Below are 15,270 nucleotides of genomic sequence, written 5' to 3'. Positions count from 1 at the left end.
AAATCGACGAATAGCCGGTTCCGTCTGATCAACGCAAACCGCCGTCGTCCCGCGCCGCTAAAGAGGCTGCGAGGAACTTCTTCCAATGACCAATCGGGGACACGCAACAATGATCCGTTCAACCACCCTTCTCGGCGTCAGCGCGATCGCGCTCGCCGTTACCACTCCGGCGCTCGCAAACACGGGCCCCGACGCAATGCCGCTCGACACGCTGGTCGAGGAAAGCGAAGGCGCCGAAACATCGACGCCGACCATGGACTTCGGGTCGTGGGGAGTGGGCACCACCTATATCGATCAGAATGTCGATCCGGGCGACGACTTCAACGCCTATGTCAACGGCAAGTGGATTGCCGCCAATGAAATCCCGGCCGACCGCCAGCGTTTCGGAGCTTTCGACATGCTGCGCGAAGGCGCGACCGAGGATGTTCGCACGCTGGTCGAAGGCCTGGTCGCCTCCGACCCTGAACCGGGCACGCAGGCCCGCCGGATCGTCGATGCCTACAACGCGTACATGGACGTCGAAGCGATCGACGCGTCGGGGCTCGCTCCCGCTCAGCCCTATCTCGCCGAGATCTATGGCGCGCAGGATCTTGAAGCGCTCGCTGCCCTGTTCGGCACGCCGGGCTATCCCTCGCTCGTGAGCGCAGGCGTCAGGATCGATGCCCGCAACCCCACCCAATATGCGGTCGGTATCGGGTTCGACGGCATGGGCCTGCCCGATCGCGATTATTATCTCGTCGACTCGGAGAGCAACCTCGAGATTCGCGCCAAGTACAAGGACTATCTGGCGACGGTCCTCGGAGCCGCAGGTTACACCGACCCGGCTGCCGCAGCCGAAGCGGTCTATGCCTTCGAAGCGCAGGTCGCGAAGATCGAATGGGCGCGCCAGATTTTCCGTAAGCCGACGCTGACCTACAACGAGCTCAGCCTTGCCGACCTCGAAGGGTATGCGGGGGAATTCCCGATCAAGACGCTTCTGGCTTTGGCCAAGCTGGACGGGCAAGAGCGCTTCCTCGCTTCGCAAATCCCGCCCACCGATGAGGAAATCGCGGGTGCGGAACTCACCGAAGAGCAGATCGGCATGATCGGCGGCGGCCTTCCGGCGATGATGGAGCTACTCACCAGAACACCGTTGCCGACGCTCAAGGCGTACATGGCCAAGAGTTTCCTGACGAACAACGCAGCGGTCCTTTCGAGCGAGCTCGATGACGCCGCTTTCGCGTTCTACGGCAAGACGATCAACGGACGGGAAGAGCAGCAAGCCCGCTGGAAGCGCGCGATCAACGAGGTCGAAGGCGGATTGGGCGAACAGCTCGGCGCGCTTTATGTCGCCGAGTATTTCCCGCCCGAAAGCAAGGCGCGGATGGATGAGCTCGTTGCCAACCTCCAGAAGGCCATGAACGAAGCGCTCGACAACAATGAATGGATGACGCCCGCCACCATCGAGCAGGCGCGCGCCAAGCTCGAAGGGTTCGTGCCGATGATCGGCTATCCGGACGAGTTCAAGACCTATGACGGGCTCGAAGTGACCGCCGACGACCCGCTCGCCAACCGCATGTCGGCGGCGCGCTGGAACAGCGAGGACAACCGTTCGCGGCTCGGCACCGAAGTCGATCCGACCGAATGGGGCATGACACCGCAGACGGTGAACGCCTATTATTCGCCGCTTACGAACCGGATCGTGTTCCCGGCGGCGATCCTCCAGCCGCCATTCTTCAACGCCGACGCCGATCCGGCGGTCAACTATGGCGGGATCGGGGCGGTAATCGGCCACGAGATCGGCCACGGCTATGACGACCAAGGCTCGCAATTCGATGCGACCGGCACGCTGCGCAACTGGTGGCAGGACGAAGATCGCGCAGGCTTCGTGCAATTCACCCAGAAGATGGGCGAGCTCATTGAAAGCTATTGCCCGGTCGACAGCCCCGAAGGCCCGGTGTGTCTGCGCGCCGGACAGTCGATGGGCGAGACGCTGGGCGACGTTGTCGGACTGCAGATGGCCTACCGAGCCTATCGCATGAGCCTCAAGGGCGAAGAACCGCCGGTGATCGATGGCCTGACCGGCGATCAGCGATTCCTGCTGGGTTTCGCGCAGATCTGGCGCGGGATGGAGCGCGAGGAAAGCCTTCGCAACCGCGTGATGACGGCCAACCACCCGCCGGGTGAATTCCGCCTCAACAACGCGGTGCGTCATCTGGATGCATGGTACGAGGCGTTCAACGTCACCGAAGACGACGCGCTCTACCTTCCGCCGGAAGAACGCATCCGCATCTGGTGATTTATCGCGACTGGAAATCGCAAACGAATTGACTTGACCCGCGCTTCCGCCATGGAGCGCGGGTCATGACTTTTCTGCAGCTCCTGATCATCGCGGTCGTCCAGGGGATCACCGAGTTCCTCCCGATATCATCCTCGGGACACCTCATTCTCATCCCCTATCTCACCGAGTTTCCCGATCAGGGACCGTTGATCGACGTCGCAGTGCATGTCGGCTCGCTGCTCGCGATCATCGTCTATTTCCTGAAAGACGTGCTGGTGCTCGCGCGCGGCGGCTTTGCCAGCATCGGGATCGGGTCCGGACGGCCCGAGGCCGCGTTCGAGCGGCGACTGTTCTGGTGGATCGTGCTCGGCACCATCCCGGCTGTCGCGTTCGGCCTCGCGATCAAGCTCGGGGCGTTCAACTCGGTTGCGGAAACGATGTTCAACATCACCGTGGTCGACGACGATCTGATGAGCTCGATCCGCTTTACCGACCTGATCGCCTTCAACCTGATCTTCTACGGCATCCTGCTCGGGCTCGCCGACCATTTCGGCAAGTCGGTGAAGACTTTCGAGCAGATGACATGGCGCGACGGCCTCGTGGTCGGCATCGCGCAGGCGCTGGCGATCATTCCGGGCACCAGCCGTTCGGGCGTGACCATGACGGCGGCCCGCGTGCTTGGCTTCCAGCGGGTCGAAGCGGCGCGCTTTTCCTTCCTGCTGTCGATCCCGGCGGTCGCCGGCGCCGGCGTCCTGATCGTGCCCGAAATCTTCGAAGCGGGGGCGACGCTCGCCTGGGACGCGCTGATCGCGGGGGTGCTCACCTTCATCTCGGCCTTCGCGACTATGGCGTTCCTGATGAACTTCCTCAAACGCGCCTCGATGCTGGTGTTCGTCCTTTATCGCATCGCGATGGGGTGTGCGCTGTTCTATTTCTTCTAGGGGTTAAGGCCGGTTAACGATCTCCGGAACCAAGCGGCGGGCACACGCATTATCGAACCGAAACCTTTTGTAACCGGGATTTGACACTCAATGGCGCTGCTGGTGCTGATAGTTCTTGGAGCGACGATAGGCTGGCTGGCCTCGATTCTTGCGCGGACCGAAGCCGCGGGCGAGATCCTGCGCCAGATGGGTGCAGGGATCGTCGCGACTCTGATTGTGGGAATCGCTGTCAACGGCGGGACCGTTCTCGGCAGCCTCACGCTGATCGCGCTCGGCAGTGCGCTGGCGGCCGGAGTGGCCGCGCTCGTGCTCTATCACGGGGTTATGGGCCGGCGCGTCGAAACCTAGACCGGCTTCGCGCCCGATCCGCGCCCGCCGCGCAGGTGATATTCCTGTGTTCCGCGATGCAGGACATTGTCGACATCGATGATCGCGCTGTTGGCGTAGGTGAAGCCCGCGCCGAGACTGCGATACAGCCGGTCGAAATCACGCTCGACCGTTTGCCTGTATAAATCCTCGAAGCTCTCGATCACGAAATAGGTCGGTTGCAGGTCGCTGATCACGTAATCGGTGCGCATCACCCGGTCGACATTGAGCATGATCCGGTTGGGGCTTTCGGCCTCGACCGCGAACACCGCCTCGGTCGGGCCTGACAGGATTCCCGCTCCGTAGGCACGCAGGTCCTTGCCGTGTTCGAGGATCAGCCCGAACTCGACCGTGTACCAGTACAGCGAGCCCAGCGCCTTGAGGTGGTTGTAGCGCATCGCCTTCCACCCGGCGCGGCCGTATTCCTGCATGTAATCGGCGAAGACCGGATCGGTCAGCATCGGCACGTGGCCGAACACGTCGTGGAAGACGTCCGGCTCCTGGATGTAGTCGAAGGTCTCGCGCGTGCGGATGAAATTGCCCGCCGGAAAACGGCGATTGGCGAGGTGCCAGAAGAACACGTGATCAGGGATCAGCATCGGCACCGGCACCACGCTCCATCCCGTCAGTGCGCCGAGTTCTTCGGAGAGCTGCCCGAATTCGGGGACGCCGCCGCGCCCCAGATCGAGCTTTTCCAGTCCCGCCATGAACGCACTCGCCGCGCGCCCGGGCAGCACCTCCATCTGGCGCGCAAACAGGTCGTTCCAGATTTCGTGATCTTCGGATGTGTAGTTGGTCTGTTCGGGCTCGAGCCAGTCGTCGCCGACATGCGCGGGCTTTTTCAGGGGCGCGGTGAAGACATCCGCCGGCAAGTCGGGCAGGACGCTAAAATCGTGTTCGGGTTCAGCAAGTGTAGCCATAACGTTACATTTGATACTACCACCGCTCGCGTACAAGGACAAACGGGGAAACTCTATGGCCCTCAAAGGCAAGGAATACCGCAGGCTGCTCGAGCCGCTGACCGAAGAACTGGTCGGCATGGCGCGCTGGGCGCGGACTACGGGCGCACGGATCGTGGTGCTGTTCGAAGGGCGCGACACGGCGGGCAAGGGCGGCGCCATCACTGCGGTGCGCGACAAGCTCAATCCGCGCCAGTGTCGCACGGTGGCATTGGGCAAGCCGACCGACGACGAGCGCGGGCAGTGGTATTTCCAGCGCTATGTCGCGCACCTGCCGACCGCAGGCGAAATCGTGCTGTTCGACCGCAGCTGGTACAACCGTGCGGGCGTCGAAAAGGTCATGGGGTTTGCCGAGGAGGACCAGGTCGAATTGTTCCTGGATCAGGTCCCGGTATTCGAGCGCATGCTGGTCGAAGATGGCATTCTTCTCTTCAAATACTGGCTCACCACCGATCAGGAAAACCAGGAAGAGCGGCTCAAAGAGCGGCTCGACGACCCTTTGAAGCGCTGGAAGCTTTCGCCGATCGACCTCGCCGCACGCGAAAAATACGATGCCTATACCGAAGCTCGCGAAGCGATGCTGGCTGCTACGAACACACCGTCTGCGCCGTGGACACTGGTCGATTTCAACGATCAGAAGCGCGGAAGGCTGACGCTGATCCGCAATTTGCTCGACCGACTGCCGGATACGCATGTCGAACCCGCCGAGATCGACTTTCCGGAGCTTGGACGCGAACCCAAGCCGGAAAGCTACTCGGTGATGAAGCCGATCGGCAATTATCCGATCGAAGATTGACAATCCATCGATCCGATATAAATATGATATCATAATTATATCGGAGAAAGTATCATGCCCGAGTCTCATTCCGCCATGACGCGGAGCCGCGAACGCAGCGGATCCGCCTATAACGGATACGTCATGCTCGCAGTCCTCGCTGCGCTCACCGTTTTCGTCATCTACCTCATCTTCAATGCGATTCCCGCAGACGGGGCGTCCAGGTTCGAGAAGATCATGTTCGTCGGCACACTGGCGCTAGGCGTGCTTTCGGGCGTGCTCGTCAGCATCGGGTTCTTCATGATCCAGCCCAATCAGGCGGCGGTGATCACCCTCTTCGGCGAATATCGCGGCACCGTGCGCAAGGAGGGCCTGCAATGGGTCTGGCCGTGGATGATGAAGCAGAAGATTAGCGCGCGTGCGCACAACATCCACTCCGAAAAGGTCAAGATCAACGACCTGCGCGGCAACCCGATCGAGGTTGCCTGCAACGTCGTGTGGCGGGTCGCCGACACAGCGCAAGCGGTGTTCGACGTGGACGACTACAAGGAGTTCGTGAACATCCAAATCGAAGCCGGTCTGCGCACGGTGGGCGCGCGGCACCCCTATGACGATATGTCCGACGAGGACGAGACGACCCTGCGCGGCAGTGCCGATGTCGTGAACAACGAGCTGCGCGTGGAGCTCAACGAGCGGCTGCAGGTTGCGGGCATCATCGTCGACGAAGCGGGCCTCACCCATCTCGCCTATGCGCCCGAAATCGCCGGGGCGATGCTCCGCCGCCAGCAGGCCGACGCGGTCATCGCGGCGCGCAAGAAAGTCGTGATCGGTGCGGTCGGCATGGTCGAGGACGCGCTCGCCAAGCTCTCCAACGATGGCGTGGTCGATCTCGACGACGAGCGCCGCGCGGCGATGGTTTCGAACCTGATGGTGGTGCTGTGCGGCGACCGCGAGGCACAGCCTGTCGTGAACGCCGGAACGCTCTACCAGTAAGGCAACGTCCGAGGAGGCAGCCATGGCTGCACCCAAGAAGAAAGCATTCGCCTTGCGGCTCGACCCTGCGGTTCACGCGGCGGTCGAGCGGCTTGCTGCAAGCGAATTGCGCTCTGCCAACGCGCAAATCGAAATGCTGCTGCGCGAAGCGCTTACGGAACGCGGGATCGAGGTGGAGCGGACCAAGGCACCGAGGCGGGGCAGGCCGCCGAAAGAAGACTAGATAGCGGCGCTGGCCCGGATCACCTGCCGTCCGTCCGAAGCAAAGGCGCCCATCTCGAAACCGCCCTCGGCCTCGCGCATCACGAGGTACAGCTCCTCATCAGAGATGGCGGGCGATATCGCGCGAAATCCGAAGCTGCGCAGGCGATTGTCGCCGAGTTCGCTCGCGGCCAGCTGCAACAGCAAGCTCGCGGTCAATGGGCCGTGCACGACCAGTCCGCGATAGCGCTCCACGTCGCGTGCATAGGGCGCATCGTAATGGATACGGTGGGTGTTGAAAGTCAGCGCCGAATAGCGGAACAGCAGCCGGGGATCGGGTGTGATCGCGCGGTGCGCGTCCCACTCCGAGGAATCGAAACCCGGCTGGCCTGCATCCGGTGGTGACAGTGGCGCATCGGCAGGCACCGCCTCGCGATAGACGAGCGTTTGGGTCTCGATCACCGATAGCGTGCCATTGGCGTGGGTTTCATGCGCGACGTCGACGAAGGCGAGCTTGCCGCTCCCTCCTTCCTTTTCGCTGATCGACACGATGCGGCTGGTGCGTTCGATCGCCGCGCCGACGGCGATCGGAGCGCGAAACGTGATCTTGCTCGACGCCCACATTCGGCGCGGCAGCGGCACTGGCGGAAAAAAGCTGGCGGGGCTGTCATCGCGCACAGGATGGCCGTCCTCGCCAAGCTGCTCGGTCCGCGCGCTGGGGGTGCAGAGGCAGAAGTGGATGCCCTGGGGCATGATCGGCCTCGCCGGGGCGGGCAGATCCAGCGTCGCCAGCCAGCGTGCGGCCAGCGCTTCATCGAGTCGGTCGGCAGAGCGCTGCTCGCGCCCGATCCAGGCGTCCCACTCGCCCATCAGGCGGCGCGCTCGAAGACGGCGGCGATCCCCTGACCGCCGCCGATGCACATGGTCTCGAGCCCGTACTTGACCTCGCGCCGATGCATTTCGGCAGCCATGTCGGCGAGGATGCGCCCGCCGGTCGCGCCGATCGGGTGGCCGAGGCTGATCCCCGAGCCGTTGACGTTGAGGACCTCGCGGCGGCTGTCGTCCTCCGACCAGCCCCAGCCCTTGAGCACCGCGAGCACTTGCGGCGCGAACGCTTCGTTGAGCTCGACGAGGCCGATATCGTCCCAGCTGTAGCCGCGCCGTTCGAACAGCCGCTCGACAGCCGGGACCGGGCCGATCCCCATGCGCGAGGGATCGCAGCCCGCTGCCGCCCATCCACCGAACCACAGTGACGGGGTCAGGCCCAGTTCTTCAAGCTTGTCCTCGGCCACCACCAGACACGCCGCCGCCGCGTCGTTCTGTTGGCTCGCGTTACCGGCGGTGACGATCGCATCCGGATCGCGCTTGCCGTCGATCGCGCGCAAGCTCCCCAGCATCTCCATCGAGGCATCGGCACGGAAGCCTTCGTCTTGCGCGAAAGTGACCGGATCGCCGCGCCGCTGGGGGACTTCGACTGGCACAAGATGATCGGCGAACTTGCCCGCCTCCCACGCCGCCGCCGCATTCTGGTGCGAGCGCACCGCGTAGGCATCGGCCTGTTCGCGGGTGATGTTGTAATCCTTGGCGAGGTTTTCGGCGGTCTCGATCATGCCGGTGATGATCCCGAAGCGCTCGATCGGCTGGCTCATGAGCCGCCCGCGCGAGAGGCGGTCGTGCAGGGTGATGTCGCCCATTCGCGCGCCGCCGCGACCCTGCAGCGTGTAGTGCTCGACATTGGACATGCTCTCGCAGCCGCCTGCGACCACGACATCGGCCATGCCGGTTTCGACCATCATTGCCGCATTGGCGACCGCCTGGAGACCCGATCCGCAGCGCCGGTCGAGCTGGTAGCCGGGCACTTCGAGCGGCAGTCCCGCCGCGAGCCACGACCAGTGACCGATCGCGGGCGCTTCGGCGTTGCCATAGCCCTGCGAGAACACCACATCGTCGACGCGTTCGGGATCGATGCCCGAGCGTTCGACCAGCGCCTTGAGGATGATCGCGCCGAGCTCCCCTGCATTGAGGCTCGACAGCCCGCCGAGAAATTTGCCTACGGGCGTGCGCAGGGGCGAAACGATGGCGGCTCTTCTCGACATTGGTGTTTCCTAACGGTTGTAAATTGTGCCTTCGTCGCTGAGCGCGACCGTCCCTGCATCGACGAGCTTGCCGATCGCCCCGCTCGAAAGGCCGAGCCGTTCGGCAAGAACCTCTTCCGAATGCTGGCCGAGATACGGTGCCGGTGCGGGATTGCCCGGCTCGCGGCCCGGCAGGTGGGCGAAGCTGCGGGTGGCGGGATATTCGAACCCCGAAGGATTCGCTGGCGAGGGGCCGAACAGCGGATTGTCTGCGACCAGCACCGGATCGTTCGCCGCCTCGTGCGCGGTTCGGTACTTCTCGAACGTGCAGCCGCGCGCGCTCATCATCCCTTCCAGCGCTTTCCAGTCATGGCTGCCTGCTACCCGCTGGAACAGCTCGAACAGGCGGTGGCGGTGCTCGAAGCGCGGGCGGTCGCCATCGGCGAATTTCACGCCCAGTTCGACTTCGAGTTGGCCGATAGGCGTTGAAACGCCGAAGGCTTCGACCAGCCCGTTCCATTGCTTGGGCGTCAGCGCCGCAACCATGAAGCGCACGCCGTCCTTCGAGCGGAAGTCGCGCCCGAATGCGCCCCAGATCGCGTTGCCGAGCCGCTCGCGGTCGCCGCCGCGATAGAGCATTTCGGCCATCATGCCCGAATTGGCGACCGTGCCGATCGCGACGTCCCCGAGCGGCACGCGCACTTCGCTCCCCTCACCGGTCGCGTCGCGGTGCCGCAGTGCGGCGAGCATCGCGAAGGCGCAATAGGCGCCAGTGATGAAATCCCAGGCGGGCAGCACCTGGTTGACCGGCGGCGCGGTTTCCATGTCCCACTCCTCGGGTCCGCACATCAGCGGATAACCCGATGCGGCATTGACGGTGAAGTCCATTGCCTGCCGCCCATCATGCCAGCCCATGATGCGGACCGAAGTCATGTCCGGTGCGCCGTCGGGCCCTGAGGATTCTTGGGCGGCCTTCATCGCCGCGTGGCTGAGAAAGCTCTGCTCGGGCAGGTTGGTGATGCAGTTGCCCGTCTTGGCCGCGAGTTCGACGCACAGCTCGCGCCCCTCGCCCGAGCGCAGGTCGAGCGCGACCGATTTCTTTGCGCGGTTGAGGTTCTCCCAGCTGAGCGAGCGGCCTTCCTTGGTCAGCATGTAGCGGTCGTAATCGAGCCCGCCCGCTTTGTGATCTACCCGGATCACCTCGGCGCCCATCTGCGCGCAATACAGGCCCGCCGTCGGCGAGGCGACGAAGCTCGAGACCTCGACGATCGAGAGGTCGGTGAGGAGTTTGTACATCTGTTTCCCTGTCCGGGTGAAGCGCCCCTACCCGTGCGCAGCTTCCCATTCGCGCAGCATGTGCTTGGCAATCTGGAGCTGCAGGATCTGCGTCGTGCCCTCGTAAATGCGGTAGATGCGCGCATCGCGGAAGAACCGCTCGGCGTCGTATTCGGCGAGGTAGCCCGCGCCGCCATAGATCTGCACTACGCGGTCCACCACCCGCCCGCACATTTCGGAGGCGAAAACCTTGAACGCGGCGGCCTTGCCGATGATGTTCTCGCCGCGGTCGGCGCGGGCGGTGACGTCGCGCATCATGCATTCGGCGGCATAGATTTCGGTTTCGCTGTCGGCCAGCATCGCCTGGATCAGCTGGAAGCGCGCGATCGGTTCGCCGAACGCCTTGCGCTCATTGGCATAGCGCAGCGCGGAGTCGAGCGCGCGGCGTGCATAGCCGGTGGCGGCCGCGCCAACCGAAATGCGCCCGTTGTCGAGGCTCTGCATCGCGAAGCGGAAGCCCTTGCCGGTTTCTCCACCGAGCAGCGCATCGCCGGGAACCCTCACGTCGTCGAGCATGATGTCGGAGATATGCGAGCCTGCCTGACCCATCTTCTTGTCGGGCGATCCGGTCGAAACGCCCGGCGTGTCCATCGGCACGAGGAAAGCGCTGACATGCGCGTTCTTGGGCAGCGCCTCCTTTTCCGTGCGCGCCATGATCAGCGCGACATCGGCATGCGGCGCGTTGGTGATGTAGCGCTTGGTGCCGTTGAGGATCCATCCGTTGCCATCCGGATCGGGCGTGGCGGTAGTCTGCATCGCCGCGCTGTCGCTGCCTGAACCCGGCTCGGTCAGGCCGAAGCAGGCGATCTTGCCCTCGACGAGCTTGGGGTACCATTCGGCACGCTGGTCCTCGGTGCCGCCGTTCTTCAAGGCGCTCGAGAACATCCCGACATTGATCGAAAAAATCGAACGGTAAGCCGGCGCGGCGTAGCTCATTGTGTTCACCACTCGCGCATACTGGGTCATGTTGAGGCCTGCGCCGCCGTATTCCTCGGGTACCGAAATCCCGAACAGGCCCATGTCACGCATTTCGTCGATGATTTCCGATGGGACCGCGTCGTTCGCGATCACCTTCTCTTCAGACGGGATCAGGCGCTCGTTGACGTAGCGCTCAAGCTGCTCGGCGAATTGTTCGAAGACGTCTTCGTCCATGCCGGGGTTCGAGCGGACGGGATTGGTGGGGGCATTCATGGTTCAGACCTTCGTTTCGATTTGGGGGCGGTTGGCGAGGTTAATCCGGTGCGGGCGCGTCATCCGCAGGTTCAACGTCCGGATCGCCGGCTCGATCCTGTGTCGGGGCGGGCTCTAGCACAGGCACCACGCCGTCTGGCAGGCGTTGCTGGTCGAGCATTTCTGCCGCTTCCTCCAGTGCCTGTGCCTCGCCCTCGCTCACTGCGCCGGGTGCGGGGCCGCCCGGATCGCTGCAGCCAGCGAGGCCGACGAGCAACCATGCGGTCGCGCCGAAGCGGGCGACCGGTGCGCGCATCACTCTTCGATGTCGATATTGGCCGCGGCGTCGGCCGCTTCGGCGGCAGCGGCAGCTTCCGCGGCGACGTCTGCGGCGGCGTCGGCCGCTTCATTGGCGGTCTCGGGAGTGACTGCGGCCGGACCTGCGACGTCATCGACATTCGCGTTCTCGTCTTCCACCGGTTCTTCGGTCACCGGTTCGAGCGCCTCGTCGGCGGGCATTTCGACGGTGTCGATCTCGAGATCGCTCGATGCATCATCCGAGCTGCCGCAGGCTGCGAGCGCGAGCGATGCGGTGCCGAGCGCGGCTGCGGTGATGAGTTTCTTCATGGCAATTCCTCCTGAATTCTCGTGCCCGGGCGGCCCGGGTGATCCGATAGCGGGGAGGGTGTAGCCAAGCGAAGGGGGAGTCGCCAAGCGCGAATTCATGGTTCGAAACGGGACAGTGCCGACATTCGTTTCCCGATCGCCGGGTTTGACGGAGTATCGCTGGCGGTATGAAATACCGCCGAATGACCCTTGGCGCGATCACGGTCGCGCTGATCCCCGCCGCCGCGCTGATGGCGCAAGGCTCCCCGCGCGCTGCCTTCATGGTCGAGGAAACCGGGCGCGGCTATTCCACGCTTCAGCAGGCAATCAACGCGATCGGTAGCGGGCGCGGAACGATCACGATTTCTTCGGGCACCTATCGCCAATGCGGGGTGCAGGAGGCCGGGGTGATCACCTATGTCGCGAGCGATTACGGCATGGTCGAATTCGCCGGGACGGCATGCGAAGGCAAGGCCGCACTCGTGCTGCGCGGAGTGGGAGCCGAGGTGCGCGGTCTGACCTTCAGCGGTATCAACGTGCCCGATGGCAATGGCGCCGGCATCAGGCTGGAAAAGGGGGCGCTCAACGTCGCCTACAGCCGTTTCCTCGACAGTCAGCAGGGTATCCTTACCGCGAATGATCCCGACGGCCGGATCTACATCACCCGTTCGACCTTTAGCGGGCTCGGAACCTGCGAGAATTCCGCCGGTTGTGCGCATTCGATCTACACCGGCGACTATGGCCAGCTGACCGTGCGAGAATCCCGTTTCGAGCGCGGGCGCGGCGGGCACTATCTCAAATCGCGCGCGGGCAACGTCACGATCGAAAGCAATTCGTTCGACGACGCCAATGGCAGCGGGACGAATTACATGATCGACCTGCCGGCAGGTGCGGTGGGGAGCATTGCCGACAACTGGTTCGTGCAGGGGCGCGACAAAGAGAACTACTCGGCGTTTATCGCGGTGGGAGCGGAAGAGCGGCTGCACTCATCGGATGGACTTATGGTCAGGGACAACGAGGCGCGTTTCGTGCCCGGCCTCCGGCGCACGAGCACGTTCCTCGCCGACTGGACGGACTCGCGGATCGTGATGTCGGGCAACCGGCTTGCGGAAGGGCTGACGCAATACGAGCGGCGTTAGCCGAAGGCGGGCGCGTAGGCGACCTGGCCGCGCGGCATCGCGCCCTCCAGCACGAGGCATTGGAAGTATTCGGTCGGGGCACCGGGATAGGTCAGCTGCGGATCGTGCGCGAAGCCGAAGCGCGGGTAAAACTCGGTGCTTCCGAGCAGGACGACACCCTTCGCGCCAAGCGTCCGCATATCGGCGATCCCGCGACGGATCAGGCGGCTGCCGATGCCTTGCCCATGAAGTTCCGGCCAGACCGAGACCGGGCCAAGACCGTACCAGCCTTGAGTCCCGTCGCTGATCGTGACCGGGGAGAAGGCGATGTGGCCGACGATCCGCTCCGCATCCTCGGCCACCAGCGACAAGGTCAGGTCCCCGTCTGCGCGCAACTGGTCGACAACATCCTGCTCGTCGCCATCGCTGAAGGGCATGTCGCGAAAGGCCGCCTGCGTCAGCGTGTGGATCCTCTCCGCATCTGCCGGAGTTTCGGGCCGGATCGTAATCGCGCTCATTCGAGCAGGTGACCCGAGCGATCGCGCTTGGTTGCGAGGTAGCGGGCGTTGTGCGGGTTATCGGGCAGCTGGTGCGGGACCCGCTCGGCGACCGAAATCCCGGCCGCTTCGAGCGCTTCGACCTTGGCGGGGTTGTTGGTCATCAGCCGGATTGTGCGCGCGCCGAGGAGATCGAGCATCCGCGCCGCAGTGGGAAAATCGCGCGCTTCGTCAGGCAGGCCGAGCCTGCGGTTGGCATCGACCGTGTCGAAACCCTCGTCCTGCAAGCGATAGGCCCGCAGCTTGTTGACAAGGCCGATCCCGCGCCCTTCCTGCCGGAGGTAGAGCAGCGCGCCCCAGCCGCCGTCCTTCTCGGCGTGTTCGGCCATCGCATGAAGCGCGGCATCCAGTTGCGGCCCGCAATCGCATTTGAGGCTGCCGAGGATATCGCCGGTAAGGCATTCCGAATGCAGCCGCACCAGCGGCGCGTGGTCGCCCGACTGTTTGCCGATAATCAGCGCGACATGCTCGCGCGTATCGGCGGGGGATCGGAAGGCGACGATCTCGGCGGACTCGCTGGCCGTGACGGGCAGGCGCGCCCGGGTGACGATGTTCAGCGCGCCGGTTGCGGAGTAGCTTTCGAGATCGCTGGCGGAGACCGGCTGCGCTTCGCCCGCTTCCTCCGGGTCGACCATGAAGGCGGGCAGGATTCCGGCTATCCGCGCCAGCTCCATCGCCGCCTCGGCCTGTCCCGTCCATTCGAGCGGTTCGGCGCGGAACGGGCCCTTGAGCGGATTGCGCAGGTCGAGCGCGGGATCGGCGATCGGCACCGCGCCGGTCATGTCGAATGGCTCCCCGCTCCGGATCAGCACCGGTGCATGCGGGCTCGCCGCTTCGAGCTGGTTGACCAGTTTGAGCGTCGCTGCACGCGCGAACGAAATCAGCATGCGTTCGCTCGTCGCGCCGCTCGCAATCGCGGTTTCTACCGGGAGCAGAGTCGGTCCACCCTCGAACGCGAGCGCCCAACCATGGCGCAAGGCATCGACCGCCTGCGCGGCACGGCGCGCGGGAGAGGCAGTCTTACTCAGAGATCGAACTCCGTGATCAGCGGGATATGGTCGGATGGCTTTTCCCAATCGCGCGCTTCTTCGAGCACCCGGTGGCCGGTAGCCTGCTTCGCCAGCGGCTCGCTCGCCCACATGTGATCGAGCCGCCGCCCGCGATCGTTCGCTTTCCAGTCCTTCGCGCGATAGCTCCACCAGCTGTAATAGCGCTCGGGATCGCGAATGAACTCGCGCCCGAGATCGGTCCAGCCATGCGCGTCCTTGAAGCGCTGCAGCGTCTCGACCTCGATCGGAGTGTGGCTGACGACCTTCAGCAGCTGCTTGTGGCTCCAGACATCGCTTTCGAGCGGGGCGATATTGAAATCGCCGACGATCAGCGTGGGGATGTCCACCTTGTCCGCCCAGCGCGTCATACGCTCAAGGAAATCGAGTTTCTGACCGAACTTGGGGTTCTTCTGCCGATCCGGCTCGTCGCCGCCCGCGGGCACGTAGACGTTTTCGACCACCATGTCCTTGCCGACAATCTCCACCCCGACATGGCGTGCCTCGCCATTGTCCTGCCAGTCGTGGCGCGAGACCTCGCGGATCGGGAGGCGGCTGACCGTAGCGACGCCGTGGTAGCCCTTCTGCCCGCACACCGCCTGATGCTCGTATCCGAGTTCCGCCAGCGCCTCGGCCGGAAACTGGTGCTCCTGGCACTTGATTTCCTGCAGGCACAGCACGTCGGGCGCTTCCTCGCGAAGGTACTTTTCGACGATCGGCAGCCGCAGGCGAACCGAATTGATGTTCCAGGTGGCAACAGAGATCATGGCCGGGGATTTAGTGTCAGGCGCGCAGAAACTCCACCTTTCACTTTCCCGTCGCATTCACATCCGATAGCGAGGCGGCAACAGTTGAGGAGACTTCACCG

General features: G+C 64.0%; 17 protein-coding genes. 7 read left to right on the top strand and 10 right to left on the bottom strand.

What is annotated here, in order from left to right:
- Positions 1-109 precede the first annotated feature (109 nt).
- From ACI5KX_RS00830 to ACI5KX_RS00820, 3 genes are all read left to right on the top strand, one after another.
- Positions 110-2,278 (top strand): M13 family metallopeptidase, encoded by a 2,169-nt coding sequence (locus ACI5KX_RS00830; protein WP_406808785.1) that lies wholly within the window; start codon positions 110-112, stop codon positions 2,276-2,278.
- 65 nt (positions 2,279-2,343) lie between these two features.
- On the top strand, positions 2,344-3,201 hold the full coding sequence (locus ACI5KX_RS00825; protein ID WP_406808784.1) for an undecaprenyl-diphosphate phosphatase: 858 nt from the start codon (positions 2,344-2,346) through the stop codon (positions 3,199-3,201).
- 90 nt (positions 3,202-3,291) lie between these two features.
- A complete protein-coding gene (locus tag ACI5KX_RS00820) occupies positions 3,292-3,549 on the top strand; it encodes a hypothetical protein (protein ID WP_406808783.1) in 258 nt (85 codons plus the stop codon).
- Here the strand turns inward: ACI5KX_RS00820 and phhA are convergent.
- Entirely contained in the window at positions 3,546-4,487 is a 942-nt protein-coding gene (phhA, locus tag ACI5KX_RS00815; protein WP_406808782.1) for a phenylalanine 4-monooxygenase, read from the bottom strand. The genes ACI5KX_RS00820 and phhA overlap by 4 nt on opposite strands.
- 55 nt (positions 4,488-4,542) lie before the next feature.
- On the opposite strand from phhA, the gene ppk2 reads away from it, so the two are divergent.
- Genes ppk2 through ACI5KX_RS00800 form a run of 3 tightly spaced genes read left to right on the top strand, consistent with a single transcriptional unit; the run spans position 4,543 to position 6,517 of the window.
- Entirely contained in the window at positions 4,543-5,322 is a 780-nt protein-coding gene (gene ppk2, locus ACI5KX_RS00810; RefSeq protein ID WP_406808781.1) for a polyphosphate kinase 2, read from the top strand.
- A gap of 54 nt (positions 5,323-5,376) precedes the next feature.
- The gene (locus ACI5KX_RS00805; protein ID WP_406808780.1) at positions 5,377-6,294 is read left to right on the top strand and encodes an SPFH domain-containing protein; all 918 of its coding nucleotides are present in this window, start codon (positions 5,377-5,379) and stop codon (positions 6,292-6,294) included.
- A 22-nt stretch (positions 6,295-6,316) separates the two neighbouring features.
- Complete coding sequence (locus ACI5KX_RS00800) at positions 6,317-6,517, top strand: toxin-antitoxin system HicB family antitoxin (RefSeq protein ID WP_406808779.1); 201 nt, start codon at positions 6,317-6,319, stop codon at positions 6,515-6,517.
- Here the strand turns inward: ACI5KX_RS00800 and ACI5KX_RS00795 are convergent.
- Genes ACI5KX_RS00795 through ACI5KX_RS00770 form a run of 6 tightly spaced genes read right to left on the bottom strand, consistent with a single transcriptional unit; the run spans position 6,514 to position 11,702 of the window.
- The gene (locus tag ACI5KX_RS00795; RefSeq protein ID WP_406808778.1) at positions 6,514-7,365 is read right to left on the bottom strand and encodes a MaoC family dehydratase N-terminal domain-containing protein; all 852 of its coding nucleotides are present in this window, start codon (positions 7,363-7,365) and stop codon (positions 6,514-6,516) included. The two genes, ACI5KX_RS00800 and ACI5KX_RS00795, sit on opposite strands and share 4 nt — an antisense overlap.
- Complete coding sequence (locus ACI5KX_RS00790) at positions 7,365-8,591, bottom strand: acetyl-CoA C-acetyltransferase (protein ID WP_406808777.1); 1,227 nt, start codon at positions 8,589-8,591, stop codon at positions 7,365-7,367. Before ACI5KX_RS00790 ends, ACI5KX_RS00795 begins: the two co-directional genes overlap by 1 nt.
- A gap of 9 nt (positions 8,592-8,600) precedes the next feature.
- Positions 8,601-9,866, bottom strand: a complete 1,266-nt coding sequence (locus ACI5KX_RS00785; protein ID WP_406808776.1) for a CoA transferase — start codon at positions 9,864-9,866, stop codon at positions 8,601-8,603.
- 27 nt (positions 9,867-9,893) lie between these two features.
- A complete protein-coding gene (locus ACI5KX_RS00780) occupies positions 9,894-11,096 on the bottom strand; it encodes an acyl-CoA dehydrogenase family protein (protein ID WP_406808775.1) in 1,203 nt (400 codons plus the stop codon).
- A 40-nt stretch (positions 11,097-11,136) separates the two neighbouring features.
- Positions 11,137-11,394 carry a hypothetical protein gene (locus ACI5KX_RS00775; RefSeq protein WP_406808774.1) on the bottom strand — a complete coding sequence of 86 codons (258 nt, stop codon included), beginning with the start codon at positions 11,392-11,394 and terminating at the stop codon, positions 11,137-11,139.
- Positions 11,391-11,702: a hypothetical protein gene (locus ACI5KX_RS00770; RefSeq protein WP_406808773.1), complete on the bottom strand. Its 312-nt coding sequence runs from the start codon at positions 11,700-11,702 to the stop codon at positions 11,391-11,393. Before ACI5KX_RS00770 ends, ACI5KX_RS00775 begins: the two co-directional genes overlap by 4 nt.
- A 167-nt stretch (positions 11,703-11,869) precedes the next feature.
- Here ACI5KX_RS00770 and ACI5KX_RS00765 point away from each other — a divergent pair, with 167 nt between their 5' ends.
- On the top strand, positions 11,870-12,820 hold the full coding sequence (locus ACI5KX_RS00765) for a right-handed parallel beta-helix repeat-containing protein (RefSeq protein WP_406808772.1): 951 nt from the start codon (positions 11,870-11,872) through the stop codon (positions 12,818-12,820).
- On the opposite strand, the gene ACI5KX_RS00760 is transcribed toward ACI5KX_RS00765, so the two are convergent.
- The 3 genes from ACI5KX_RS00760 to xth are packed head-to-tail and all read right to left on the bottom strand — an operon-like array spanning position 12,817 to position 15,169.
- A complete protein-coding gene (locus ACI5KX_RS00760; RefSeq protein WP_406808771.1) occupies positions 12,817-13,317 on the bottom strand; it encodes a GNAT family N-acetyltransferase in 501 nt (166 codons plus the stop codon). The genes ACI5KX_RS00765 and ACI5KX_RS00760 overlap by 4 nt on opposite strands.
- The gene (ribA, locus tag ACI5KX_RS00755; RefSeq protein ID WP_406808770.1) at positions 13,314-14,432 is read right to left on the bottom strand and encodes a GTP cyclohydrolase II; all 1,119 of its coding nucleotides are present in this window, start codon (positions 14,430-14,432) and stop codon (positions 13,314-13,316) included. The genes ACI5KX_RS00760 and ribA overlap by 4 nt, the downstream gene beginning before the upstream one ends.
- A complete protein-coding gene (gene xth / locus ACI5KX_RS00750; RefSeq protein ID WP_406808769.1) occupies positions 14,381-15,169 on the bottom strand; it encodes an exodeoxyribonuclease III in 789 nt (262 codons plus the stop codon). Before xth ends, ribA begins: the two co-directional genes overlap by 52 nt.
- Positions 15,170-15,270: the final 101 nt, after the last annotated feature.

The sequence above is a fragment of the Erythrobacter sp. GH1-10 genome (assembly GCF_045363165.1).
Lineage (GTDB): Bacteria > Pseudomonadota > Alphaproteobacteria > Sphingomonadales > Sphingomonadaceae > Erythrobacter.
This window is presented reverse-complemented; position numbering and strand designations above follow the sequence as displayed.

Bases quoted from the DNA above. Each gene is read 5' to 3' on its own strand.
- ACI5KX_RS00830 (WP_406808785.1), top strand. From the start codon at position 110: ATGATCCGTTCAACCACCCTTCTCGGCGTCAGCGCGATCGCGCTCGCC.
- ACI5KX_RS00825 (WP_406808784.1), top strand. From the start codon at position 2,344: ATGACTTTTCTGCAGCTCCTGATCATCGCGGTCGTCCAGGGGATCACC.
- ACI5KX_RS00820 (WP_406808783.1), top strand. From the start codon at position 3,292: ATGGCGCTGCTGGTGCTGATAGTTCTTGGAGCGACGATAGGCTGGCTG.
- phhA (WP_406808782.1), bottom strand. From the start codon at position 4,487: ATGGCTACACTTGCTGAACCCGAACACGATTTTAGCGTCCTGCCCGAC.
- ppk2 (WP_406808781.1), top strand. From the start codon at position 4,543: ATGGCCCTCAAAGGCAAGGAATACCGCAGGCTGCTCGAGCCGCTGACC.
- ACI5KX_RS00805 (WP_406808780.1), top strand. From the start codon at position 5,377: ATGCCCGAGTCTCATTCCGCCATGACGCGGAGCCGCGAACGCAGCGGA.
- ACI5KX_RS00800 (WP_406808779.1), top strand. From the start codon at position 6,317: ATGGCTGCACCCAAGAAGAAAGCATTCGCCTTGCGGCTCGACCCTGCG.
- ACI5KX_RS00795 (WP_406808778.1), bottom strand. From the start codon at position 7,365: ATGGGCGAGTGGGACGCCTGGATCGGGCGCGAGCAGCGCTCTGCCGAC.
- ACI5KX_RS00790 (WP_406808777.1), bottom strand. From the start codon at position 8,591: ATGTCGAGAAGAGCCGCCATCGTTTCGCCCCTGCGCACGCCCGTAGGC.
- ACI5KX_RS00785 (WP_406808776.1), bottom strand. From the start codon at position 9,866: ATGTACAAACTCCTCACCGACCTCTCGATCGTCGAGGTCTCGAGCTTC.
- ACI5KX_RS00780 (WP_406808775.1), bottom strand. From the start codon at position 11,096: ATGAATGCCCCCACCAATCCCGTCCGCTCGAACCCCGGCATGGACGAA.
- ACI5KX_RS00770 (WP_406808773.1), bottom strand. From the start codon at position 11,702: ATGAAGAAACTCATCACCGCAGCCGCGCTCGGCACCGCATCGCTCGCG.
- ACI5KX_RS00765 (WP_406808772.1), top strand. From the start codon at position 11,870: ATGAAATACCGCCGAATGACCCTTGGCGCGATCACGGTCGCGCTGATC.
- ACI5KX_RS00760 (WP_406808771.1), bottom strand. From the start codon at position 13,317: ATGAGCGCGATTACGATCCGGCCCGAAACTCCGGCAGATGCGGAGAGG.
- xth (WP_406808769.1), bottom strand. From the start codon at position 15,169: ATGATCTCTGTTGCCACCTGGAACATCAATTCGGTTCGCCTGCGGCTG.